Annotated in this window: 18 protein-coding genes; 9 read left to right on the top strand and 9 right to left on the bottom strand. The window is 62.4% G+C overall.

The genetic code is table 11. The features are described 5' to 3' along the window. The first annotated feature begins 147 nt into the window (after positions 1 to 147). The gene (gene glnE / locus QOL57_RS17255) at positions 148 to 2,943 is read left to right on the top strand and encodes a bifunctional [glutamate--ammonia ligase]-adenylyl-L-tyrosine phosphorylase/[glutamate--ammonia-ligase] adenylyltransferase (protein ID WP_089238286.1); all 2,796 of its coding nucleotides are present in this window, start codon (positions 148 to 150) and stop codon (positions 2,941 to 2,943) included. 291 nt (positions 2,944 to 3,234) lie between these two features. On the opposite strand, the gene QOL57_RS17260 is transcribed toward glnE, so the two are convergent. From QOL57_RS17260 to QOL57_RS17285, 6 genes are all read right to left on the bottom strand, one after another. Then, a complete protein-coding gene (locus QOL57_RS17260; protein WP_089238288.1) occupies positions 3,235 to 3,810 on the bottom strand; it encodes a queuosine precursor transporter in 576 nt (191 codons plus the stop codon). 74 nt (positions 3,811 to 3,884) lie between these two features. After that, positions 3,885 to 4,400, bottom strand: a complete 516-nt coding sequence (locus QOL57_RS17265) for a hypothetical protein (RefSeq protein WP_089238290.1) — start codon at positions 4,398 to 4,400, stop codon at positions 3,885 to 3,887. 33 nt (positions 4,401 to 4,433) lie between these two features. Then, positions 4,434 to 4,928, bottom strand: a complete 495-nt coding sequence (locus QOL57_RS17270) for a hypothetical protein (protein ID WP_089238292.1) — start codon at positions 4,926 to 4,928, stop codon at positions 4,434 to 4,436. 18 nt (positions 4,929 to 4,946) lie between these two features. Continuing rightward, a complete protein-coding gene (locus tag QOL57_RS17275) occupies positions 4,947 to 5,798 on the bottom strand; it encodes a DUF2145 domain-containing protein (protein ID WP_089238294.1) in 852 nt (283 codons plus the stop codon). A gap of 57 nt (positions 5,799 to 5,855) precedes the next feature. Continuing rightward, positions 5,856 to 6,074, bottom strand: coding sequence for a hypothetical protein (locus QOL57_RS17280; protein ID WP_032975596.1), 219 nt, complete (start codon positions 6,072 to 6,074; stop codon positions 5,856 to 5,858). Positions 6,075 to 6,152: 78 nt separating this feature from the next. Next, on the bottom strand, positions 6,153 to 7,112 hold the full coding sequence (locus QOL57_RS17285) for a mitochondrial fission ELM1 family protein (RefSeq protein ID WP_089238296.1): 960 nt from the start codon (positions 7,110 to 7,112) through the stop codon (positions 6,153 to 6,155). A 121-nt stretch (positions 7,113 to 7,233) separates the two neighbouring features. Here QOL57_RS17285 and QOL57_RS17290 point away from each other — a divergent pair, with 121 nt between their 5' ends. Together QOL57_RS17290 and QOL57_RS17295 are read left to right on the top strand one after the other, a co-directional pair. Beyond that, positions 7,234 to 7,824, top strand: a complete 591-nt coding sequence (locus tag QOL57_RS17290) for a malonic semialdehyde reductase (RefSeq protein WP_089238298.1) — start codon at positions 7,234 to 7,236, stop codon at positions 7,822 to 7,824. An 85-nt stretch (positions 7,825 to 7,909) separates the two neighbouring features. Further along, positions 7,910 to 8,620 carry a YceI family protein gene (locus QOL57_RS17295; RefSeq protein WP_089238300.1) on the top strand — a complete coding sequence of 237 codons (711 nt, stop codon included), beginning with the start codon at positions 7,910 to 7,912 and terminating at the stop codon, positions 8,618 to 8,620. A 149-nt stretch (positions 8,621 to 8,769) separates the two neighbouring features. Here QOL57_RS17295 and QOL57_RS17300 read toward each other — a convergent pair whose 3' ends face one another. Continuing rightward, entirely contained in the window at positions 8,770 to 9,171 is a 402-nt protein-coding gene (locus QOL57_RS17300; RefSeq protein WP_089238302.1) for a hypothetical protein, read from the bottom strand. A gap of 91 nt (positions 9,172 to 9,262) precedes the next feature. Between QOL57_RS17300 and QOL57_RS17305 the strand changes: the two genes are divergently transcribed. Beyond that, positions 9,263 to 10,084 carry a hypothetical protein gene (locus QOL57_RS17305; protein ID WP_089238304.1) on the top strand — a complete coding sequence of 274 codons (822 nt, stop codon included), beginning with the start codon at positions 9,263 to 9,265 and terminating at the stop codon, positions 10,082 to 10,084. Positions 10,085 to 10,176: 92 nt separating this feature from the next. Here the strand turns inward: QOL57_RS17305 and QOL57_RS17310 are convergent, their stop codons facing one another. After that, positions 10,177 to 10,974 carry a siderophore-interacting protein gene (locus tag QOL57_RS17310; RefSeq protein WP_089238306.1) on the bottom strand — a complete coding sequence of 266 codons (798 nt, stop codon included), beginning with the start codon at positions 10,972 to 10,974 and terminating at the stop codon, positions 10,177 to 10,179. Between the two features lie 60 nt (positions 10,975 to 11,034). Further along, positions 11,035 to 11,595: a PadR family transcriptional regulator gene (locus tag QOL57_RS17315; RefSeq protein ID WP_089238308.1), complete on the bottom strand. Its 561-nt coding sequence runs from the start codon at positions 11,593 to 11,595 to the stop codon at positions 11,035 to 11,037. Between the two features lie 635 nt (positions 11,596 to 12,230). On the opposite strand from QOL57_RS17315, the gene aceE reads away from it, so the two are divergent. The 5 genes from aceE (at position 12,231) to QOL57_RS17340 (ending at position 23,064) form a co-directional block, all read left to right on the top strand. Continuing rightward, positions 12,231 to 14,918, top strand: coding sequence for a pyruvate dehydrogenase (acetyl-transferring), homodimeric type (gene aceE / locus QOL57_RS17320; RefSeq protein WP_025878207.1), 2,688 nt, complete (start codon positions 12,231 to 12,233; stop codon positions 14,916 to 14,918). Between the two features lie 228 nt (positions 14,919 to 15,146). Next, positions 15,147 to 18,506 (top strand): hypothetical protein, encoded by a 3,360-nt coding sequence (locus tag QOL57_RS17325; RefSeq protein WP_198512175.1) that lies wholly within the window; start codon positions 15,147 to 15,149, stop codon positions 18,504 to 18,506. Next, positions 18,487 to 18,945: a hypothetical protein gene (locus QOL57_RS17330; protein ID WP_141134236.1), complete on the top strand. Its 459-nt coding sequence runs from the start codon at positions 18,487 to 18,489 to the stop codon at positions 18,943 to 18,945. The genes QOL57_RS17325 and QOL57_RS17330 overlap by 20 nt, the downstream gene beginning before the upstream one ends. Continuing rightward, positions 18,942 to 20,171 carry a hypothetical protein gene (locus QOL57_RS17335; RefSeq protein ID WP_176429851.1) on the top strand — a complete coding sequence of 410 codons (1,230 nt, stop codon included), beginning with the start codon at positions 18,942 to 18,944 and terminating at the stop codon, positions 20,169 to 20,171. Before QOL57_RS17330 ends, QOL57_RS17335 begins: the two co-directional genes overlap by 4 nt. A 253-nt stretch (positions 20,172 to 20,424) precedes the next feature. Beyond that, positions 20,425 to 23,064 (top strand): DUF3427 domain-containing protein, encoded by a 2,640-nt coding sequence (locus QOL57_RS17340; protein ID WP_089238312.1) that lies wholly within the window; start codon positions 20,425 to 20,427, stop codon positions 23,062 to 23,064. The last annotated feature ends 3 nt before the right edge of the window (positions 23,065 to 23,067 follow it).

Here is a 23,067-nt window from a genome sequence, read left to right on the forward strand (position 1 = left end):
GCCTGTCGTCCAGTATGAATACGCGGTCTGCACTATTGGTAGTGCCGGCCGCTGGCCGGCAACCCCAGCAACCTTCGGCAAGATCGCAGCAAGAGGTCAGAGCCCTTCGCCGTTGGCAAAGGGATCCGACCCCGCGAGAATCAGGGTATGACCCTCGCCCCCGCCGAATTGCCCGCCCCCCTGCAGCCCCTCGTCGACCGCGTACTGGCGCGCCTGGCCCAGGCAGTGCCCGATCCCATCCCAGCCGAGCTGCAGCCGATGCTGGTGCAGTTGGCGGTCAGCAGCGACTTCGCCATGGACACCCTGGTGCGCCAGCCCGGCCTGCTGGCGCAGCTGTCCGCACCGGGCTGCCCGCCGCTGCCGGCGCCGGTGCTCGATCCGCTGCAGCCCAGCGACTGGCCGGCGCAGCTGCGGCGCTGGCGCACGGCGATGTCGACCCGCTTGATCTGGCGCGACCTGGCCGGTTTGGACGACGTGCCACAGACTCTTGCCGGTGCCACCGCGCTGGCCGAGGACTGCCTGCGCTTGGCGCTGGACGCCCTGCAGCAGGAGTTCGCCCAGCGCCATGGGGTGATCCTCGATGACCACGGCCAACCGCAGCAGCTGGTGGTGTTCGGGCTGGGCAAGCTGGGTGGTGGCGAGCTCAACTTCAGTTCCGATGTCGATCTGGTCTACGCCTACGTGCAGGGCGGTGAATCCGACGGCCCGCGCGCGCTGGCGGCCGAAGAGTATTTCGCCCGGCTCGGCCAGCGCCTGGCCAAACTGCTGGATGAAACCACCGTCGATGGCTTCAGTCATCGCGTCGACCTGCGCCTGCGCCCGTTCGGCAGCGCGGGCCGCGTGGCGTTGTCGTTCGCGGCGATGGATCAATACTTCCAGCGCGAAGGTCGCGACTGGGAGCGCTACGCCTGGTTGAAAGCGCGTGCGGTGGCTGGCGATATCGCCGCTGGCGAGGCCTGGCTGCAGACCCTGCGTCCGTTCGTGTACCGCCGCTACCTGGACTTCACCGCGCTCGACGGCCTGCGCGAAATGAAAGCGGCGATCACCGCCGAAGTCGCGCGCCGCGAGATGCATGACGACATCAAGCGCGGCGCTGGCGGCATCCGCGAAATCGAATTCCTGTGCCAGGCGCTGCAGCTCATTCGCGGTGGCCGCGAGCCGGCGCTGCGCGAGCGACGGCTGCTGGTCGCGCTGGATGCGCTGGTCGCCGCCGGGCAGATCGCCGGCGATGATGGCGCCGCGTTGCGCGAGGCCTACCTGTTCCTGCGTCGGCTGGAAAACCGCCTGCAGATGCTGCGCGATGCACAGACCCATGTGCTGCCGTCCGATGAGCTGGATCGCGAACGCATTGCCGTCGGCCTCGGCTATGCCGATTGGGACGCGCTGCGCGCTGCATTGACCGTGCAGCAGCAGCGCGTCAGTACCGAGTTCGCCGCATTGCTGGCCCCGCGCAAGGGCCAGGCCGCGCCGGATGCGCTGGCCAATTACTGGCGCAGCCTGCCCGAGGGCAGCAACGCACCGCTGCTGGCCGAGGCAGGTTTCCTCGATGCCAACGGCGCCGATCAGTCACTGCGTGATTTCGCCCAGGGCACGGGCGTGAAGTCGCTGTCCGATGCAGCGCGTGCGCGGCTGGACCGCGTTCTGCCGGCGCTGCTGCATGCCGCCACCCGCTCACCTCAGCCCGATGCCGCACTCAAGCGTGTGCTCGGCCTGCTGCAGGCAGTGCTGCGTCGTACCAGTTATCTGGCGCTGCTGGACGAACAGCCGAGCGCGCTCGCGCGCCTGGTCGACGTGCTGGCACGCAGTGCATTGCTGGCCGAACGCCTGGCCGCGTATCCGCTGCTGTTGGACGAACTGCTGGACGTGCGCGTGTCCGGGCCGATGCCCGATGCAGCCGGCATGCTGGCCGAATGCCAGCAGGTGCTGACGGTTGAAGATCCCGAATCCGCGCTGCGTTGGCTCAATGAAACGCGGCTCGCCCTCAGTTTCCGCATGGCGATGGCTACGCTGGACGGCCGCCAGGGCGCGGTCGACAGCACCCGGCAACTGGCCGAACTGGCGCAGGCGGTGGTGGTCACCGTGCTGGCGATGGCCGAGGCCGATATGCAGGCCGCACACGGCGTGATTGCCGGCGGTCGCTTCGCGATCATCGGGTACGGCAGCCTGGGCGGGCTGGAGCTGGGCTTCGGCTCGGATCTGGACCTGGTGTTCCTGCACGACCATCCCGCCGGCGTGGAGGCCAGCAATGGCGCGCGCCCGCTGGAGCCGGGTCGCTGGTATGCGCGCCTGGCCCAGAAGGTGATGGCGCTGCTGGCTGCGGTCACCGCCGCCGGCCGCCTGTACGACATCGACGTGCGCCTGCGCCCGGATGGTGGCAAGGGCTCGCTGGTGTCTTCCCTGGCCAGCTACACCGAGTACCAGCGTGAACGCGCATGGACCTGGGAACACCAGGCGCTGGTGCGCGCACGCGGCGTGGCGGGCGATGCCAGCCTGTTGCAGGATTTCGAACAGGTACGTGCGCAGACGCTGGGTCGCGAACGTGATCGCGCAACGCTGTATGCCGATGTGCTGAAGATGCGCGGGCGTATGCGCACCGAGCTGGACCGCAGCGATGCCGCGCGGCTTGACCTGAAGCAGGGGGCAGGCGGCGTGGTCGATCTGGAATTCCTGCTGCAGACCGGCGTGCTGGCGCGAAGTGCGCAGACACCTGCGTTGCTGCAGCCGCGTGCCACGCCGGCGTTGATCGACGCGTTGGCAGCGGTGGGATTCCTGCCCGAAGCCACCGCACAGGCGCTGCATGGCGCGCATGCCACGCTGCTGGAGGTAGGGCTGGCCTGCACGCTGGATCGCAGGCCACGGTTGGCGCCAACGACGCCGGCGATCGAAGACGCGTGTGCGGCGATCAGCGCCGCGTGCATCGCCGCGGACCTGCCGTTCGCCTGAGTGCAGGTGGTGTGGATGCCAACCAAGGTTGGCAACTACCGGGCGAAGGTTTGTTGTTGGCACCCACCGTGCGATGGAATGCTGTTGGTAGGTGCCAACCTTGGTTGGCACGCTGTTGCCGGCGCCATGAACGCTGACGGATTGTGCCAACCAAGGTTGGCAACTACCGGGTGATGGCCTGTTGTTGGCACCCACCGTGCGATGGAATGCTGTTGGTAGGTGCCAACCTTGGTTGGCACGCTGTTGCCGGCGCCATGAACGCTGACGGATCGCGCCAACCAAGGTTGGCACCTACCGGTGAGGCGGTCTGCCCGCTGTACGCAGCGGCGCCATCTTCCACAGCAGCGCACGGAACGGGGCCAGCAGGCATACGCCGATGGCCAGCTTCACCGCCAGGTCGCCCGCGGCCCAGCTCACCCACGGCAGGGTGGAACCGGCGAAGGCGATCGACCAGAAGAGGGTGGTGTCCACCGTCGCGCTGCAGGTGGTGGCCACCATCGGCGCGCGCCACCAGCTGCCACGGCGCAGGCGGTCGAACACGGTGATGTCCAGCAGCTGGGCCACGATGAAGGCCGAGCACGAGGCGATCGCAATGCGTGGCGTCGCCACCCACACCGACAGCAGCACCGCCACCGCGAAACCAATCCACGCCACGCGGCGGGCCGGACCGGGGCCGAAGCGGCGGTTGATCAGGTTGCTGACCAGAAACGCCACCGGGTAGCTGAAAGCGCCCCAGGTCAGCCAGTCATTGATCGGGTACTGCACCAGCACGTTGGACAGCAGCACCACCGCGCCCATGGCCAGCACCGCCAGCACCAGGGCGCGGGCGGTCAACGGGGCAAAAACAGGCGCAGGACGCACGGACATGGCGAGCCAGGGGAAAATGGGGATCGCCCATTATCCGCCCGGCCCCCCGCAAAGCCAAAAACGGCCGTTCAGCTTTACAGCTGTTCGCTCAGCGCGTCGCCGGCGGCATAGGCCGTGGGCACATAGGCCAGGGCCTTGCCGTCGCTGTTCTTCACCGTCCAGCCGGCACCGGCATCCGTCGGATCGAAGCGCACCTGCTGGCCGACCACGAAGCCGGCCACGGGGTCTTCGCCCTCAATCGCCGGCCACTGCAGGGTAGCGGTCTGGTCGGCCTTGTCCGGTACTTGCAGATGCACCTGGCGCTCGCCGGCAGCGGTGGTCGCCACCTGCTTCACTTCCATCGGTGGCAGCGGCACCGCCGGGGTGCGCTCGGCAACCTTGCCATTGCGCTCGCTGGCCTTGAACGGCGCCTTGGACAGCGCAGCCAGGCCCATCGAGGTTGCCAGCGGAACCGACACCACGATCAACGAAGTGACCAGCACGCTGGCCTGGCCACTGTTGAGGTGCGGGGCGGCGCCGGCGTGCACGGTCGGCACCGTCAGGGCAGACAACAGCAGGGCGGCGGCGGGGGCGCGCAGGGAACGAAGCATGGTGACCTCCTGGTCGGGAAGAGAAGCAGCGGCTCAGCGCTGCGTATCGAAAATGTCGCGCGGGCCGGTGGCCTCGGGCAGGTATTCCAGCGGCCGGCCCTGGTTGTCGTTCACCCGCCAGCCGTTGCCCGATTCAGCGGGTTCGAAGTTCACCGTCTGGCCCACGTTGAACTGCGTGGCCGGGTCGCCGGGGCGCTTGGGCCATTGCATGGAGGCGGTGTTCTGTGGGTTGTCCGGATCCTGCAGCAGCACTTCACGGCGGCCATCGACAGTGGTGGAGATGGCGCTGACCTGCATCTGCGGCAGCGTCACCCGCGGGCCCTGGCCCGGGGGCATGCCGGCGACGGCGTTTGCCTTGGCGGCCGTGGCGCGGGCCTGTTCAACCATCGGTGCGGACATCTCCAGGCTCGGCCCTTCGGGCACGCTGTTCTGGATGATTACGATGCGGCGCTCGGCATGTGCGGGCGTCGCGGACAACAGGCTGCCGCACAGAAGTACGGCCAACGCGGAAAACTGCAGGTTGCGCATCATCTTCTCCTTGCCGGGTCAGGGCGCAGCGGCGGCGGTGCCGTCGACCGTCGCATGCGCAATGGTCAGTTCCTGCTGCAGCTGGCTGCGCTGATGCAGGAAGTCGAATACCGATTCCACCGTCACCACCGAGTAGTTGCCGGAAATGCGTTCGCTGGCCGGATGGTCGGTAGTGGTGGCGTTGGCCACGAACAAGCGCGCCCCCACGCGCTTGCCCAGGCCGATATGCAGAACGCTGGGCTGGAATTTCTGCGCGCGCAGCCATTGCTGCGCCTGTTCGCGCTTGACGATGACCGGGCCACCTTCAGCCTGCGCCATCGCCGCGGCCAGCACTTCCAGGATCCACTGGTTGGAATTCTGGAAGTCGGTGGCGAACGGATAGGCCACGACGTTGTACTTCGATTCGTGCAGCGCCTTGGGCTGGATCGCCGGTGCTGCCAGCATCCGCTTCAGTGCCAGCTGCAACGCCGGTGGCGGCACGCCGATGCGCAGGTCGGTATGGGTGCCGCTCTCGCCGACGAAACTGCCCAGGCCTTCGCGGTACAGCTGCGAGCTGTCGGTCTTGCAGCGGTTGAGCAGGTGCAGCGCACGCCAGCGGCCGTCGTCCTCGCGCAGCAGGAAGGCCAGGTGGCTGTGGCGCAGGCCATAGCGGCTCAGGTCCTGGCCACCACGCGCGGCGATCACCACATCTGCGCCGGGCAGCGCATCCAGGCGCTCGGCCGTGGTCCACGCCACATCGAACATCGCCGCCTGCGCGGCCACGCTGGGGTAGCGCTCCAGGCAGGTGCCGCTGTCGGCCCATGCCGGCGCAGTGGCCAGCAGGCCCATCAACAGCAGCAGGCCGCAGCGCAAGCGATGCAGACGTTCCATGTATACCGCTCCAGACGCGGGCAGGCCCGCGCGCCGATCATACCCGCATCGCTGGAATCAGCGCTCCACGCCCTTGCGCCGCAGTTCCTTGTCGCAGGCATCGCTGATCGGCGCGATCGGCAACGGCGGGCGCTCGTTGCGCGGATTGCGCAGGGCCGGCTGCTCGCGGTAGGCATCCAGCTGCTGCTGGCACGCGTGCGACAGCGGGTCCAGTTCGGTGGGGGTAGTGGAACAGGCTGCCAGCAGGGCCAGCGGCAGCAGAAGCAGGGTACGCATGGGGACGTCCAGTCCGAGGGGGAGGCTGGACTCTAACCGCGCTGCTGGATCGAAATGTTCAGAAAACGCTGGACGGCGTCATCCCAACGCCAGGCGCGCTTTGACCTCGGCGGCAATCCGCGCGGTCTCGCGCAGCGGTTCGATGCGGTCGTAGTGCCAGTCCAGCCAACGTGGCTGCAAGCGCCCGCGTTCGCGCAACTGCTGCTGGAAGCGCGCCAGCCGTCCCTGCGCCGTATCGGCCAGGGCCACCATCACCGGCATGCGCGTGGCGCTGGCCTCGGACAGCAGATTCACCGAATCGGGCGACACCACCACCCGGTTTGCCCAGCCGAGCAGGCCGGCATACGGGTTCACACCATCACCGCCGTCACCCCAGATCACATGCGGCAGGTCGGCGAACTTCGCCCGCAGGATCTCGGCCAGCGCCGGCGGCGTGCGCCGCGAAGTGGTCGCCAGCAGACTGCCACCCTCGCTGCGGATCTGTTCGGCCAGCGCCTGGAACACGTGGACCATCGCGGTCTCATCCCACGGTGCCAGCGGCGTCGGGCCGCCCACCAGCAGCGCGGTGCGTGGGCCGGGCAGGGTGCTGAAGCTGGCGAACGCGGCGCGGCCCCAGGCCAGCCAGTCATCGTCCACCGGGTTCAGGCTGCCGACCAGGGTCAGCACGTTGCTGCCGCGCAGGGCGTCATGCTCGGGCACCACCACCACGTCCCAGTGGCGGGAACCGATGCGCGGGTCGAGGATCTGCACCACCTGGCTGCCGCGCGCACGCAGCACGCGCAGCGCACCGGCGGCCTGGCGGCCACAGCCGATCGCCAGCGCAGGCGCCTCGGCAGCGAGGGAGGCGAACGCCTCGCCGTAGCCGTTCACATCACCGGGCAAGCGCCGCGGCGACAGCCAGCGCCACGGGGCGCGGGGTTGCAGTACCAGGGGGCGGTGGCTGCCCAGGCGCAGCGCCGTCGCCAGCGCCACGGCCTGGCGGACATTACCGGCACGGCCATCGGTGACCGTCCATGGCGTGCTCGATCGTTTCACCATTGGCATTAATTCGTTTCAATCCTGCTGGGTGTTGCAACAGTCGCGACACTCTACACTGCGGATCGACGTTCCGCCCCGCGCCGCCCGCGGGCACTGACCTTAGCCGCCCTGGAGATCCACGATGTCCCACGCGCTCGACGCTGCTGCACTGGACCAGTTGTTCCGCACCGCCCGTACCCAGAACGCTTTCCTCGACAAGCCTGTCGAAGACGCGCAGCTGCACGCCCTGTACGACCTGCTGAAGTGGGCGCCCACCGCCGCCAACGGCAGCCCGGCCCGCTTCGTGTTCGTGAAGTCGGCCGAGGCCAAGGCCAAGCTCGCACCGGCGCTTTCCGAAGGCAACCACAACAAGACCCTGGCCGCCCCGGTCACCGTCATCGTGGCCTTCGACCAGGATTTCCACGAGAAGCTGCCGTACCTGTTCCCGCACACCGATGCCAAGGCCTGGTTCGACGGTCCGCGCGAAGGCCGTCATGAAGGCGCGTTCCGCAACGGCAGCCTGCAGGGCGGTTACCTGATCCTGGCCGCACGCGCGCTGGGCCTGGATGCCGGCCCGATGTCCGGCTTCGACAACGCCAAGGTCGACGAAGCCTTCTTCGCCGGCACCAGCATCAAGTCGAATTTCCTGGTCAACCTGGGGTACGGTGACGATTCGGGCCTGTTCCCCCGTCTGCCGCGTCTGTCCTTCGACGAAGCGGCGCGCATCGCGTAAGTCGCTGTATCGGTTTCGGGCCCGCCCGCCGTGGCGGGCCATTGCTGCACTGTGTTCCCACCCTACGATCCGGAGAGTTCCTGAGATGAGCGCCACCCGTAAACTGCTGCTGCCGCTGGCCCTGACCCTGGCCATCGCCGCCTGCTCCAAGCCGGCCGACACCGCTGCCCCGGCCGCCGATGCTGCTGCCCCGGCCACCACCGAGCAGGCTGCCACCACCCCGGCCGCCGATGCCGCTGCTGCTGCCCCGGCGGCTGCCGCCATCACCATCGCCTCGGGCACCTACAAGCTCGACCCGACCCACACCGACGTGCTGGCGCAGTGGAGCCACTTCGGCTTCTCCAACCCGAGCGCGCACTTCGGCAATGCCGAAGGCACCCTGGTGTACGACGCCACCGACGTCACCAAGTCCACCGTGGAAGTGAAGCTGCCGCTGAGCGGCCTGAACAGCTTCACCGCCAAGTTCGACGAGCACCTGAAGAGCGCCGACTTCTTCGACGCTGCCAAGTTCCCGGCTGCCAGCTTCAAGAGCACCAAGGTCGAATCGGCCGGCACCAACAAGCTGACCGTCACCGGCGACCTGACCATCAAGGACATCACCAAGCCGGTGACCCTGGATGTGACCGTCAACGGCGGCGGCGAGCACCCGATGGCCAAGGTTCCGGCCGCCGGCTTCGATGCCACCACCACCATCAAGCGCAGCGATTTCGGCGTCGGCGCCTACGCCCCGAACGTCAGCGATGAAGTGAAGATCCGCATCACCACCGAAGCCACCGGCGAGAAGCCGGCTGCTTGATGCAACATCCCGCTCACTCGTCGTGAGAAGGCAGAAGGCCCGCTGAAAAGCGGGCCTTCTTTTTTGCGTGCTCCGGTAGGTGCCGACCTTGGTCGGAACACAATCAATCCGCAGGCCAACCAAGGTTGGTCACTACCGGGTATGCGCGCTCAGCGCAGCGTACCCAGCCACGCGGCCGACGCTTCGCTCGGGCTCTGCTTGGCCTTCACCACCAACCCGCTCGCACGCACGAACGTCTGCGCGGCCTGTGCCACCACCTGGCGGGCGATCAGCGCGGCCTGCCGGGTAGACGCCTGCTGCTTGCGCAGCTGCACGATATGCACCGACGGACGACCCACCGGCGCGTACTTCTGGTCGCGGCGCAGGATGTCGGCCACCTGTGCCACTTCATGTTCGGCCTGCAGGTAGCGGTGCTGTGCCTCGACCAGCTCACGCAGCGGTGCGCGCGCCGCAGCCGGGTCGGCGAAGGCAGACAGCGCTGCGTCGCAGGCGGTGTCGTCGGCCAGGCGGGTACGCAGCGTGTCCACGCCGCTCAGGGTCAGTTTGCCCACGTGGGGCCTCGTTGGTGCAGGAAAGGAGCGCGATTGTCGCATGGGGTCGCGGTTACCATGGCGGCCGCACTGAACCACGGAAGGCAACACCATGCAGGAAGCGCAGTACTGGCTTGGCGAATTCTGGACCGGCCTGAGCGTGCTCGATCTGATCGGCGGCAGCGTGCTGGGCACCCTGTTGGGGCTGGCGCTGGGCATCTTGGCCTGGCGCTGGCTGCATCGACGCGGTTGGCTGCGGCGGCAGCGGCGTTGGCACCACGGGCTGCTGGCCTCGTATGTGGTGCTGCTGCCGTTGCTGGTCGCGTTCTTCGGCCTGCAGTTGGGCTTCACCGCCGGCGCGCACCGCGCGCTGTTCAAGCAGCTCGATCACTTCCAGCCGCACCTGCAGACGATGGTGGAAGGCTGGAGCAGTGGCTTCGCCGCCTCGCTGGAAGACGAGCGCATGCGTGCCGCGCTGCAGAGCCAGGGCACGGTGGGTGATGTTGCAGATTCGCTGGCTGCGATCTACCTGAGCGAGCATCCGCTGCCCGGTGCGGACCGTCTGGGTGACGGGCCGATGGCGCGCGGCGTGGGCTGGGTGATCGGCAAGGTGCGCGCTGGGCTGCTGCGCGCGATGGTGGAAGACACGCTGATCGACAAGGCCGGCACGGTCGGCCTGGAGCCGAAGATGGTGCGCGAGGCGTTGACCATGCGCATCGACGAACTGCTGCATACGCGCGGCGTGCTGCGGCTGGTGAAGGCGCAGATCAACGGCATGATGCCGGGCGTGTACCTGGGGTTGTTGCTGCCGCTGGCGATCATCGCGCTGCTGCTGGCGCTGGAGATCTGGGCCGCGCATCGGTTCGGGTGGACGCGGCAGGTGGCGCCCAGCGCTCCTGTAGAGCCGAGCCCATGCTCGGCTCATCGCGCGTAGCGCGAGGGCGGATAGAACAGCAGCCGAGCATGGGCTCGGCTCTACATAGTCAAAGACGTGCGGACCAACGGTCCGCACCTACCGTTTTGCGGTCAATCGCCGTCCTGTTCGTCCGGGTGCGCCTTCCAGTAACCGGTCGAGCGGATCCAGTCGCGCGGCACGCCCAAGTGGCCTTCGATGAACTTGCGCATCATCCGTGCGCGGCGCGATTCGGTGGCGATCCAGTAGAACGCATCGCCGTCCGGCGCCTCGAAATCGGTCAGCATGTCTTCCAGCAGCGTGCTGCTGGCCGCCGGGAAGCCATTGCGCTCCAGCCAGTGGATGCGCACGTTCTCGTACTGCGGCAGGTCCTGGCGCTCGTCCTCGTCGGCCACTTCGATGTACGCCTGCACCTGCGCGCCTTCGGGCAGCACGTCCAGCCAGCGGGCGATGGCCGGCAGCGCGGTCTCATCGCCAATCAGCACATAGGCGTCGTAGCTGTCGGCCACCACGAACGAACCGCGCGGGCCGCCAATCACCAGCGTGTCGCCGGCCTGTGCGCGCTCGGCCCATGGCCCGGCAATGCCCTGGTCGTGCAGCACGAAGTCGATGGCCAGCTCGCCGGTTTCGTGGTCCCACCAGCGCGGGGTGTAGTCGCGTGCCGGCGAAGGCTGCTTGCCTTCCGGATAGCTGCGGCCCTCGGCGGTCAGCACCGGCAGCACCATTTCACCGCTGGCGTTGGGGAAGAACAGCTTGATGTGGTCGTCGGCGCCGGGCGAATCGAAGCCGGCCAGGTCGGCGCCGCCCAGCACGATGCGGCGCATGTGCGGGGTGACAGTCTCGGTGCGCAGCACCGTCAGTTCACGGAAGCGCACATCCAGGCGCAGGCGCGAGTTGTGATGTTCGGTCATGGGGGTACCTGTCGGAAGGTCGCGCGGGGGCGCGCGGCATGGGGGAAGACCTGGCTGGATTCAGTCTGGCTGGGTCGTAGAAAAGGGAGAGGACGCGTTGCTGGCCTGGCCGTTCATCAGCGCCGACGCGCGCGACAGCAGCGCCGCCACCTGCTCGGCCTCGCCGTCGGCCCAGCGCCCGTGGTGATGCACCAGCGCCAGCTTGAACTCGCGCAGCGCACTGGCCAGCGGCGCCGGCAGCGAGGCCTTGGTGATCTCGCGGGCGCGGTCGAACGCGCGTCGCTGCGCCAATCGCACTTGGGTGCGCTGCACCTTCAGCTCGAACTCGCCGGCGGTGGTGATGCGGAACACACGGCGGCCGTCCACCTCTTCCGACTCCACCCAGCCGGCCTGCTCGAAGCTGGCCAGCAGCGGGTACATGGTGCCGGCACTAGGGGTGTAGGCCTGCATGAACATGGTGCTGATGTGCTGCATCAACTCGTAGCCGTGGCGCGGCTGCTCGCCGATCAGCGCCAGCACCAGCAGGCGCAGGTCGCCGCGGCTGAGCACGCGCGGCTGGCCGTTGCGGCGGGGTACCGCCGCATCGTCGGTGCGGTTCCTGGGGGAGGGGGATCGGCCCATTTCGATATATCGGTAACGTGTGCCGCAAACGATATATCGATAAGCCGGACCCGACAAGTACGGTTTCGGCCACAACGCTTGCCAGATCGGGCCACGCAGCCAGGTACCGCAACGGATCAGGGCAGGGTTGCGCGCGGCGCACGCCACCGTTGCGCGGCCTGACATCCGTATCGGGCCACGCAACGGCGCTGCGGGTTTCCGCCCCGGGCGGGGCGCAGCAGACGAGCGGCGAACCGCGGGAAGGGGCCTGCTCGCCGCCAACCGTGCGCAGCGGCCCCTTCCGCGTCGAGAGGCGCGCGCGACACGTTGTCGCGGGTTCAGCGGCAGCCCGTCAGACAACGCCGACACGGCGCCGGCCTTGCCCCACAACGGTCATCCGCAGCAGTAACACTGCGTCCTGCGCATGAGCGCAGCAGGCCGCGAGCGACAGCTGGCGCAGCCCTTGCAGGCAGCCACAGCGGCCTGCAGCAGTGCTTTGTCCCGCCGGTGGACGTCCCGGGACATGCCGTGCAGACAGGGGTGGCCTGCCTCCATACGCCAGCGTAGCCAAGTGACGAAAGCCCTTGGTGCGCTACACTTTGCGGTCTAGAAATCTATCAACAGTCGCGCGCGTGCGTGCGGTAATGGGAGCGCTAATGAACTGGTTGAACGAGGTGCTGAACAACGACCCGAATCCTGTGGAAACCCAGGAGTGGATCGAGTCGTTGAAGGCCGTTATTGATGTCGAGGGCCCCGAGCGCGCGCATCAGCTGCTGGAAGGCATGGTGGAACTGACCCGTCGTTCGGGTGCCTATCTGCCGTTCTCTCCCACTACCGAATACGTCAACACCATCGAGCCGCAGCTGGAGGCCAAGAGCCCGGGCAACGCCGAACTGGAATGGCGCATCCGTTCGATCATCCGCTGGAACGCGATGGCCACCGTGGTGCGCGCCAATCGCAAGCCGGGTGACCTGGGCGGCCACATCGCCTCGTTCGCCTCCGGCGCAACGCTGTACGACGTGGGCTTCAACCACTTCTGGCGCGCCCCGAGCGAAAGCCACCCGGGCGACCTGCTGTTCATCCAGGGCCACAGCGCCCCGGGCATCTACGCGCGTTCCTTCCTGGAAGGCCGCATCAGCGAAGAGCAGCTGGACAAGTTCCGCATGGAAGTGGACGGCGGCGGCCTGTCGTCGTACCCGCACCCGTGGCTGATGCCGGAATACTGGCAGACCCCGACCGTGTCGATGGGCCTGGGCCCGCTGGCCGCCATCTACCAGGCGCAGTTCATGCGCTACCTGGAAAACCGTGGCCTGATCGAGAAGTCCGACCGCAAGGTGTGGTGCTTCATCGGCGACGGCGAGAGCGACGAGCCGGAAACCCTGGGTGCCATCGCACTGGCCGGCCGTGAAGGCCTGGACAACCTGATCTTCGTGGTGAACTGCAACCTGCAGCGCCTGGACGGCCCGGTACGCGGCAACGGCAAGATCATCCAGGAACTGGAAGGCGTGTTCCGTGGCGGCGGCTGGAATGTCATCAAGCTGCTGTGGGGCGGTTACTGGGATGCCCTGCTGGCCAAGGACACCAACGGCGTCCTGAAGAAGCTGATGATGGAAACCGTCGACGGCGAATACCAGAACTGCAAGGCCTTCGGCGGCGCATATACGCGCGAGCATTTCTTCGGCAAGTACCCGGAAACCGCTGCGATGGTGGCCGGTCTGTCCGACGACGACATCTGGCGCCTGAACCGTGGTGGCCACGACCCGCACAAGGTGTACGCCGCCTACCACCAGGCCGTGAATACCAAGGGCATGCCGACCGTGATCCTGGCCAAGACGGTCAAGGGCTACGGCATGGGCAGCGCCGGTGAGGCACTGAACCCGACCCACCAGACCAAGAAGCTGGACGACGAAGCGGTGCGCCACTTCCGCGACCGCTTCAACATTCCGGTGACCGACGCGCAGCTGGCCGACGGCCAGGTGCCGTTCTACCACCCGGGCCCGGATTCGCCGGAAGTGCAGTACCTGCAGGAACGCCGTGCGTCGCTGGGTGGCTACCTGCCGCAGCGCCGCCGCAAGGCCGAAAAGAGCTTCAATGCACCGAAGCTGGAAAGCTACGAGCGCCTGCTGAAGAGCAGCGGCGAGCGCAGCTACTCCACCACCATGGCCTTCGTGCAGAGCCTGAACATCACCCTGCGCGACAAGGAACTGGGCCCGCACATCGTGCCGATCGTGGCTGATGAAGCCCGTACCTTCGGCATGGAAGGCCTGTTCCGCCAGATCGGCATCTACGCCCCGTTCGGCCAGAAGTACAAGCCGGTCGACGCCGACCAGCTGATGTTCTACCGCGAAGACCAGAGCGGCCAGGTGCTGCAGCAGGGCATCAGCGAGCCGGGTGCGATCAGCTCGTGGATGGCGGCCGGTACCAGCTACTCGGTCAGCAACGTGCCGATGCTGCCGTTCTACATCTACTACTCGATGTTCGGCTTCCAGCGCGTGGGCGACATCGCCTGGCAGGCCGCCGACATGCGTACCCGCGGCTTCCTGCTGGGTGGCACCGCCGGCCGCACCACGCTGAACGGTGAAGGCCTGCAGCACGAAGATGGCTTCAGCCATCTGGTGGCCGGTGGCATTCCGAACGTGCGCAGCTACGACCCGACCTTCGGCTTCGAAGTGACGGTGATCCTGCAGCACGGCACCAAGGCGATGATGGAAGATCAGATTGACGAGTACTACTACGTCACCCTGATGAACGAGAACTACACCCACCCGGAAATGCCGGAAGGCGCGGCCGAAGGCATCGTCAAGGGCATGTACCTGCTGACCGACGCCGGCAAGCCGAAGAAGGGCGAGCTGCGCGTGCAGCTGCTGGGTTCGGGCACCATTCTGCGCGAAGCCATTGCCGCGGCCGAGCTGTTGGACAAGGACTTCGGCGTGACCGCCGACATTTGGAGCTGCCCGAGCTTCAACGAACTGCGTCGCGATGGTTTCGACGTGGAACGTGCCAACCGCCTGCATCCGGAAGGTGAGCAGCGCAAGGCCTACGTGACCGAGCTGCTGGAAGGCCGCCAGGGCCCGGCGATTGCCGCCACCGACTACGTGCGTGCGTATGCGGACCAGATCCGTGCGTTCGTGCCGATGTCGTACACCGTGCTGGGTACCGATGGCTTCGGCCGTTCGGATACGCGTGCGAACCTGCGCCGGTTCTTTGAGGTTGACCGGTACTACATCGCGCATGCCGCGATTGCGGCGCTGGCGAAGGACGGGAAGATGACCGCGAAGGATGTGGCCCGGGCGATCAAGCAGTACAAGATTGATCCGGAGAAGGCTAATCCTGTTGGGGTTTGATTTCGTCAAGTAATTGACGTGAGAAAGGGCGGCCATTGGCCGCCCTTTTTGTTGCAGAATTGAGGAATCGGTAACCACAGGGAGAGGGGAGTGCAAACACGCCGAAAAGCTAAGAGGGTCAGGCAGGGCGCCGAGCACCTAAACGTTATCGCGAATCGAATGCTGGGAGGGGATCCGTATCGTGTGGCAATCTATCGATACAAGGTCACAGCCTCCCATCGCTATTCGATGCCTGGATTCGCTTCGGCATTTCCAAATAGAGATAGCCTAATCGGTTTCCACGGGAGGCCGTATCCGCAAGAGTGGTGCGAAATAGCGCAGCAATTGCCGGTTGCAGCTCCTACGAGTGCAGCAGGTGAGCTCATATGGTCCCTGCAGCTTAGTATGCTAGAGGCTTCAGGTCTAAGAGAATTCACTTTCTTGAGGGAAGGGGTTGAGAGCGCTCTGCTCGCCGGTGACCGAGATGGAGTCACGAGGGGCCTTGCCGAAGTAGAAAGGAAGTTCGGAAAATCCATCTGGCTCGCGAAGAACTTGTTGGCTGTGCATCAGCAGTTCTCAATGCCTGACATAAGAAAAGATTTTCTGTCCAAAGTGCTGGGGCAAACTTCCGAAAACCCTATCGCGCGATTGCTCGTCCAGCTTTACTCGAAGTCATCCGATGCTGGGAGCTCATTCGGTCAAATTTCAAAGGACATAGATCAGATAGCAGCTGATAATGATTCGTTCGCAAGCTATCTGCGAGCAAAGGTGATCCGCACAAATTTCCCGCTGCCGGGAGACGTGGCGCCACTCCTCTTCTTCGACGCAAATTCGAGTGCGCTAGATCTTTACGAGTCCTTGGTGATCTCGCTGCGCACAGCCGCGATAGATGGCGATCTTCCCGATGACCTTCGCTTCTATCTTATGCGTGGGGCAGAAGGTCTGTACGGAGGCGTGAAAGACGCAAGGTTGCTGCCAGTACTAATTGCTCTTCGATCCAACTCTCCATGGGGAGGGGGCGAACAGGAACCCGGTATCGATGTGCGTGAATTTGCTGACGGAGCCTTGCGGGAATCAGCCTCCCAGACTGGGAGACGATCTTCAGACGAGGATAAGAGCAATTTCTGCTTCTATGAATACCTGGATAATATAGAAAACGGCCTCGTCACTGGCGAGAAGTATGAAGTTGGAAGCGTTCTTCATGGGCTTGAGGAACATTTGCTTGCGGTTTCTGAAAGGTCGCGAGATTCATATGCGTCAGCGCTGTCTATCTTCGCGTTGACAGATCGGTTCTCAGGGAACTGCTGGGCGGTCTATCTGGATGCATTTGTTAGGAATAGGCTTAAGTCAATATCCCCGGTGTTTCCTTCGTTTGAAGATCGCAGGCAGCAGATAGCGAATCCTAAGATAACAGCGCTGACATACATCGCGGCGGGCATGCCCGCATCGTTGCCAAAGGCTGCCCTGTCAGCATCAATCCAGAAGACGATCAGATACTGTTATCTGATTGGTGATGGTTTGAGCGGAAATGCGCAGGGATCCGAAGTCGATGAGGTCAAGGGGCTGCTGCGCAATCATAAATATGACGAGGCAGTTCTCAAGGTCGATCAGGGATTGGGTACTGCAAGCCAAGGAGTGCGCCGCGAGCTTCTAGCGATAAAGTCAGCTGCCCTCCTGCAGCTCGAGAGGCCGCTCAAAGCCGCTGCTGCAATAATTGATGGGGTAGTCATAGAAGGATCCGCTCCAACAATATTCCCGGTAAAGATGGCAGTAGAACACCTGGAGTTGAACAAGATATGGGGGCAATCGATCGATGTGCCTCTCGTGTACGAGCTCTACTTATCTTATTTTGATAAGGACAAGTTATCTAACCTTTGCTTTGCCTTCGAGAGCAATCAAAAGACGCTGGGATGGATCAGGCCATCCGATGCGGTGGGCGGTAGCAAAGTGGTGGGATTGGATCGTGTGACGGCCTATCTTGACCGAGTATGGCGCCCAGAAGTAATGCGACAGACTATGTTGTACGACAAGAGTACAGATATTGATCAGGCCCGAATAGAGGTTTGTGAAACCCTTATCGAACTAAATCCGGATACTGCCAGCGAGTACAGGGATGAGCTTAAGTCGCGAGTCCGAAGGCAAGAGATTGCAAAAGGAACAAGCCTGGTCGAGCAGTCAAAAGTATATGTCGATATGGCGGCGATCAAGCGATCGTTAAAGGCTAAGCTTGGTGGTGCATATTCTCGCTACAAGGCCGAGATCGCTTCCTCCCCGGAATCTCCTGACGAGTTCAAAAGACTTTACGATGTGGCCAGCACTCTAGCAGAGGATCATGGTCAGTCGGTTACCAAAATACTATCTCGGCTTCACGTGCTTTCGGTGGCGGATGTCAACTCGGTAGATTCGCAGTTCGAATCCATGTACTCGCAAGTAATGGCTGAATTCTTAAACGGGGAACACGGACTTAATGCTTATCTGAGCACTAGAGTTCGTCATGGGAAGCTCACAAACTCGCTAAGAAAGCCCCTTATCGACGAGCAGTTGATCACGCCACGGACAGAAGGTGGAGGCGGCTACTCCCCTAATAGCAGTTGGAATGATCTATTCTCCTTAATATCAAATGAGCAGTCAGATGATATCAAGCGCGCGCTTGAGAATTTTTCTGAGCAGTTCGATGAGATAGTCGACTTTGTAAATTCATCAGTGATTAGGGTCACACTGGTCGGCGAAGAAGCTCCATCGGAGAGTAATCCTGCAGCGTTCAATTACTGGTCTAGCAATCTTGAAAGGGCCTATCTGCAAGATGTGGATAGGGGTATACAGTCATTTGACGAGTTTGTTGACCGATGTATGGATGTGCTTTGGGAGAAGACCGATGAGAATCTCGTTAGGCTTCAGGCGTATCTTTCGGGGCAGGTTAGGCCGCGGATTGTAGGCTGCTTTGAAAGATTGGGTGAGGAGATCATTAAGATACCCGATCTTTCCGTACAGCGATCGCTTCAAGATGCTGTGGCAAGGGCAAGAACTAAGGTTCTACAGAAGTTTGTCGAGGTGATAGGTTGGTTTAAAAGGGCTTCATTCTATGACAGGAAGGACTACGGCTTTGATTTTCCATTTCAAGTTGCAATCAATATAATTAATAAGACGATACCAAATTCGATGGCTGTTGCAGGCTCGGCGATTAAGGTTGCGAGCCCTGATATGCTGATGCCAGGCCGGACGCTTGATGGCATGGTTGATATATTTGACGTGATAATAACCAATGCGGTTGTTCATTCCGGGGGGGTGTCTAACTCTGGTGTTGACGTGGTTGTTGATAATTCCCGCGAACGTATAACGATAAGCTGCACTTCATTGATTGATCCTGCGGTAAATAATGAGGATGCCCGTAGAAGAGTCGATCAACTTAAGGACGATCTGCAGCGATCCGACTCAAAGCGAAAGGCTCAAATGGAGGGGGGGAGTGGTCTATTCAAGGTCTGGAGAACGTTGAATTCAACCTCATACAAGCGGCCCGTTCTGGAATTCGGGTTTTCTGGAGAAGATAAGTTCAAAACCTCTATTTCCTTTGAAATGGATAGGGCGGAATATGAACATACTGCTAATTGAAGACGACGAAATTAAGGGCGGTCAGCTACATGACTTCATTGCACAGGCGTATCCACATGCGACCTTGAGATGGGAGAGGTCTTTCTCGAGTGGGCTTCGGTCGATTGTCTCAGCGGAAACTTTCGATGCTCTTATTTTGGACATGAGTCTGCCCGACAATGACTTGGGAGAGATGGATGGTTCAGGAGAGGAGACATTTGCGGGTCGCGACTTGCTATCTCAAATGAAATTTCGCGGAGTGAGTATTCCAACTATTGTAGTAACCATGTTCGACAATTTCGGCAAGGGCGAATCACGCGTTTCTCTTGAAGAACTTGGTGCCTCGTTGATCCGCCAGTTTTCTCCAATGCTTCGTGGCGTCGTCTACTACAGCATTGCGAAAGAGGGGTGGCGCGCTTCACTGAAGAAATATCTCGACGCTTTAAAGGGGGAGCTGTGAAAGTATTAGTTGTGGATGACGAGTATGCGAAGGTTGAAGCCATTGCGGCCGTTGCAAAAGAATTTGATCAATTCTGCGATATCCGGCATGTGACAACGGCAAGAGACGCAAGGCTAAGCCTCAGGAGAGGCGAGTTTGACGTGATTATCGTCGACTTGAATCTTCCACCCCTCGCTGGCGCTTCGCCGTCGATTGACGGAGGTCTTGACGCCGTCAAGATGCTGATGCTGGATAAGGATTGCAGTATTCCAGCCTGCCTGATGTTCATGACTAGCCATGAAGAATGCTTGAAAGGTCTTTCTTCGAGAGCGTTGGAGATCGGTGGGGAGCTATATCGCTTTGGGGCTGACGAGCTCGACTGGCGAGTCGCTCTGAGAGGGAAAATTGAGTATGCAAAGAGCATCTCAGATCGGCGTATCAATCGCTTTGACGTGGCAATCTTGACCGCCCTCCGTAGCCCAGAGCTGTCTGCGGTTCTAGAGCTTCCTTATGAATGGAAGGAGCTAAAAGTGCCCGGTGATTCAACCGTTTACCATTCTGGACGAGCAGTGGCAGGCGGGAGGGCGATTAGTATCGTCGCTGCTTCGGCTATGCGGAAAGGTATGTCATCTAGTGCCTCACTTGCGTCTAGGATGGTAGTGCAGTTTCAACCGAAGCTCCTTGTTATGCCTGGTATATGCGCGGGACGTAAGTCGAAAGTGGGATTCGGGGACGTCGTGGTCGCAGATCCCGCGTGGGATTGGGGAAGTGGGAAGCGAGCGATTGATCCTGATAGGGAGCCAGTGTTCCTCATGTCCCCCCATCAATCCGCCCTAGATCCGGAACTTGCCCAGATAGTAAATGAGATTTGCCATAGTGATGATGTACTCATGCGCGTTAGGGCTGGTTGGGCTGGCACGCTGCCTCAGGGTAGCCTAAGAGCTTTTGTCTCTCCCTTCGCATCCGGCGCGAGTGTAATTGCTGATGGGGATACCTTTGACGACATTCAACGAAGGCAGAATCGAGATGTCATCGCTTTGGATATGGAGGCGTACGCTGTGATGGAAGCTGCAAGCTACACGGCTGGCGACTCTCGAACTAAGGCAATAGCAATGAAGTCTGTATGCGACTTTGGTGATGGGGAAAAAGGGGATGAGTGGCAGAAGTATGCTTCATTCACCAGCGCTAGATTTATGCATGAGTTTATAACTTCGGAACGAATTTCCTCATATCTTGAAGATCTGTAGTTGCGCGTCTGCTTAACGTTGGTCTGTGTCCTTCGGGCGGCCTCGATCCAGTGGCCTTGTGAGCAAATTCGCTGCTGTAATCTGTTGCTGATTCTTCCGAGGAATCTTCACTTCTGTTGGATCGGCGCAGAGCATGGCTTGCTTGAAATGCCCTCTCTTTGCGCAATGCGTGAGAGGGCTCGGTCCGCCCAAATATGTCGTTTCTAGCTGGCATAGTCTATGATGCAAGGCGAAGCTATTTCGGAAAATCGGTATGGGTCGCGTTAGCTCAACAATACGTCTTGATGATTTCATCGCGGGATCAAAATACTCCCGCCAAGATGTCGCGAAAGTAGGTGGACTGCCCGTTCCCTCCGAGATCTATGGCACTGCCTGGGCAGACGGGATTCTGGAACTCGAGAATGCTGTGTTACTGTTCGTCACCCTCGAAAAGGAGGGAGAAGCCAGCTACCTGGATGTCTTCGACGGCACTGACTTCTACTGGGAAAGTCAGAATAGGAATAGCCAGAGCTCCCCGATCATCCGTAGGATCTCCGGCGGCTCGCCCACCTATCTATTCGCTCGGATGAGAGCAAAGGCCCGGGGCGCCTCTAATGCGGTCCCGTTCGTCTATTGCGGGAAGCTCGACTTCGTGGCGATGGATGGTGAGCACCCGGTAACATGTCTGTTCGATGCGGTCGACATTGGAACCGGTCATGGCGATAGCCTGACCGAGATCCTGCAGTGGCGCCCTAGCGTTACCTCACCCGAGTTCTCTGCACGCCAGGTACGGTTGAAGGGTGGCGGACAGATTCTGCCGCCAGCAGCTGCAAGTTCCTTCGCTACTCCTACGCCCGCTGTGGCGAGTGGCCCGCTGACCTACGAAGTCGTACTCACCGATGGCGCCATTCGCAACGGCTACATCTCGGTGGATCCCAATTGGTCTGGCTTCGATGCAGCCATGCTAGGCCGTCCTGACGTAGCTTCAGGAAGAGAAGCGACCTTTACGTTCCCAGATGGCTATCAGATCACCTCCGACCTGCGAGCAAGTGGACCGGGCTCGGCCCGAATTCGCGCGCGGGTTGCGCCAGCGTTTAAGCGCCTTGGGGTAGCGGCTGGCGATTCGCTGCTCATCATTCAAGAGACAAGCGGGCAGTATCGAATCGAGGCGCGCAAGGGCAGCCGAGACACGTTTGAACTGGGCTACGCACGTCTGCGTGAGCGCTTCCTCGCGCGATTCCCCGGTTTCATCGGTTTCTCTAACGACCAGCGCCTGTTGCGGGAAACCAGCTACAAGCGGCAGTTGGTAGAGCAGTACGTGGCGATCATGCTTCCGGCCCTAGATAGTAGGCAGCCAGACGAAGTGTGGTCTGCACTGATCAAGCTACTGCGGGTGCGTGTCGGTGCTGAGAACCCGCAGCCTCAGAACGTCGTCGGGTGGAGAATCGTCGCGCAGTTGGCCGAATTGTCTGAGGACGAGCGAGTAGCGCTAGGCAGTGCCGTTCTTTCACTGCTTGCTGGCCAAGGCCGCGACGCCGCGTTGGGAGCCTTCAACGAATCTTCGTCCGATCTGAGTCCGCCGCTGCAGGCTGCTGGCCAGCGCTCGCTCTCAAGCCTCCTGCTCACGCTCGAAGATTCCAAACGCTACTTCTTCATTAAGACGGGGCAGATGCGCCGGGCCCTGAGTCTGCTCGATCCGACCTTTGATTTTCGCAAGGCCGGAATGACTGGCGAAGAGTGGGAGCGCATTCGTGCGCTCTCGCGCCGCCTCGCCGATCGGCTGTCAGAAGACGGCTGGCCGCCCGCAGACATGATCGATGTTCAGTCCTTCCTCTGGGTGGCCATCGCCTATGAGCAAGGGGATGGTGCAGAGGCTGAGGAACAAGAAGATGAAGCAGTGGAACAGGATGACGACATGCCGTTGATGCACGCTCCCTCCAACACCATCCTCTATGGCCCGCCCGGTACGGGCAAGACATACGGTGTGGTGGATAAGGCTCTGGAGATCCTCGATCCGGAGTTGCTGGCCGCCACCAAGGGCCAGGGGGCTGGCGCTCGTGCCGCGCTCAAGCAACGCTTCGATGCGCTGCATGAAGAAGGGCGCATCCGCTTCGTCACCTTCCACCAGAGCTTCGCTTATGAGGACTTCGTGGAGGGCCTGAAGGCTCGTGCAGGTGCAAGCGGTGCGCTCGAGTATGGCGTTGAGAACGGGGTCTTCCTCGAACTCTGCATCGATGCGCAGCACAGCGACCTTCCATACGTGCTCATCGTCGACGAGATTAATCGGGGAAACATCGCTCGCATCTTCGGCGAGCTCATTACCCTCATTGAGCCCAGCAAGCGGCAGGGTATGGATGAAGCGTTGTCCGTTCGCTTGCCGTACTCCAAGCAAGATTTTGCGGTGCCAGCCAACTTGCACCTCATTGGCACAATGAACACTGCGGACCGCTCGCTGGCTGCGATGGACGTGGCACTGCGCCGACGCTTCCGGTTCATCGAAATGCCGCCCCAGCCGAAGCTGCTTGATTGGGACGTCGACGGCATTCGCATGGGCGAACTGTTAAGTACCCTAAACAGTCGCATCGAAGTTCTGCTCGGCCGGGACCACCTGATCGGCCATGCGTACTTGATGGGCGCCAAGGATCTGCCTGGGCTGGCTGAGGCGTTCCGCCTGCGCATTCTGCCGTTGCTGCAGGAGTACTTCTTCGAAGACTGGCGTCGTATCGCTTGGGTGCTGAACGATGATGCTAAGCCGCAGGGTGAGCGCTTCTTGCGCCAGCGCGAGCTGCACTTGAACCGCCTGTTTGCCCCCGAAGCACAGCTCGCACCTGACACCGCCAATTGGTATATCCATGAGGCAGCGTTCGAGCAGGCAGCCAGTTACAGGGGAATTCTCGTCGGCCAGGCAGACTGACCG

Origin of the sequence: Stenotrophomonas sp. yr243 (genome assembly GCF_900184195.1) — a bacterium.
In the GTDB taxonomy this organism is placed as follows: Bacteria; Pseudomonadota; Gammaproteobacteria; order Xanthomonadales; family Xanthomonadaceae; genus Stenotrophomonas; species Stenotrophomonas lactitubi.

What these genes read in the sequence shown, in the direction of transcription:
- QOL57_RS17290 (WP_089238298.1), top strand. Translation starts at nt 7,234, where the DNA reads ATGTCCCACGCGCTCGACGCTGCTGCACTGGACCAGTTGTTCCGCACC.
- QOL57_RS17285 (WP_089238296.1), bottom strand. Translation starts at nt 7,112, where the DNA reads ATGGTGAAACGATCGAGCACGCCATGGACGGTCACCGATGGCCGTGCC.
- aceE (WP_025878207.1), top strand. Translation starts at nt 12,231, where the DNA reads ATGAACTGGTTGAACGAGGTGCTGAACAACGACCCGAATCCTGTGGAA.
- QOL57_RS17280 (WP_032975596.1), bottom strand. Translation starts at nt 6,074, where the DNA reads ATGCGTACCCTGCTTCTGCTGCCGCTGGCCCTGCTGGCAGCCTGTTCC.
- QOL57_RS17260 (WP_089238288.1), bottom strand. Translation starts at nt 3,810, where the DNA reads ATGTCCGTGCGTCCTGCGCCTGTTTTTGCCCCGTTGACCGCCCGCGCC.
- QOL57_RS17295 (WP_089238300.1), top strand. Translation starts at nt 7,910, where the DNA reads ATGAGCGCCACCCGTAAACTGCTGCTGCCGCTGGCCCTGACCCTGGCC.
- QOL57_RS17275 (WP_089238294.1), bottom strand. Translation starts at nt 5,798, where the DNA reads ATGGAACGTCTGCATCGCTTGCGCTGCGGCCTGCTGCTGTTGATGGGC.
- QOL57_RS17270 (WP_089238292.1), bottom strand. Translation starts at nt 4,928, where the DNA reads ATGCGCAACCTGCAGTTTTCCGCGTTGGCCGTACTTCTGTGCGGCAGC.
- glnE (WP_089238286.1), top strand. Translation starts at nt 148, where the DNA reads ATGACCCTCGCCCCCGCCGAATTGCCCGCCCCCCTGCAGCCCCTCGTC.
- QOL57_RS17340 (WP_089238312.1), top strand. Translation starts at nt 20,425, where the DNA reads ATGGGTCGCGTTAGCTCAACAATACGTCTTGATGATTTCATCGCGGGA.
- QOL57_RS17330 (WP_141134236.1), top strand. Translation starts at nt 18,487, where the DNA reads ATGAACATACTGCTAATTGAAGACGACGAAATTAAGGGCGGTCAGCTA.
- QOL57_RS17310 (WP_089238306.1), bottom strand. Translation starts at nt 10,974, where the DNA reads ATGACCGAACATCACAACTCGCGCCTGCGCCTGGATGTGCGCTTCCGT.
- QOL57_RS17305 (WP_089238304.1), top strand. Translation starts at nt 9,263, where the DNA reads ATGCAGGAAGCGCAGTACTGGCTTGGCGAATTCTGGACCGGCCTGAGC.
- QOL57_RS17315 (WP_089238308.1), bottom strand. Translation starts at nt 11,595, where the DNA reads ATGGGCCGATCCCCCTCCCCCAGGAACCGCACCGACGATGCGGCGGTA.
- QOL57_RS17265 (WP_089238290.1), bottom strand. Translation starts at nt 4,400, where the DNA reads ATGCTTCGTTCCCTGCGCGCCCCCGCCGCCGCCCTGCTGTTGTCTGCC.
- QOL57_RS17325 (WP_198512175.1), top strand. Translation starts at nt 15,147, where the DNA reads ATGCCTGGATTCGCTTCGGCATTTCCAAATAGAGATAGCCTAATCGGT.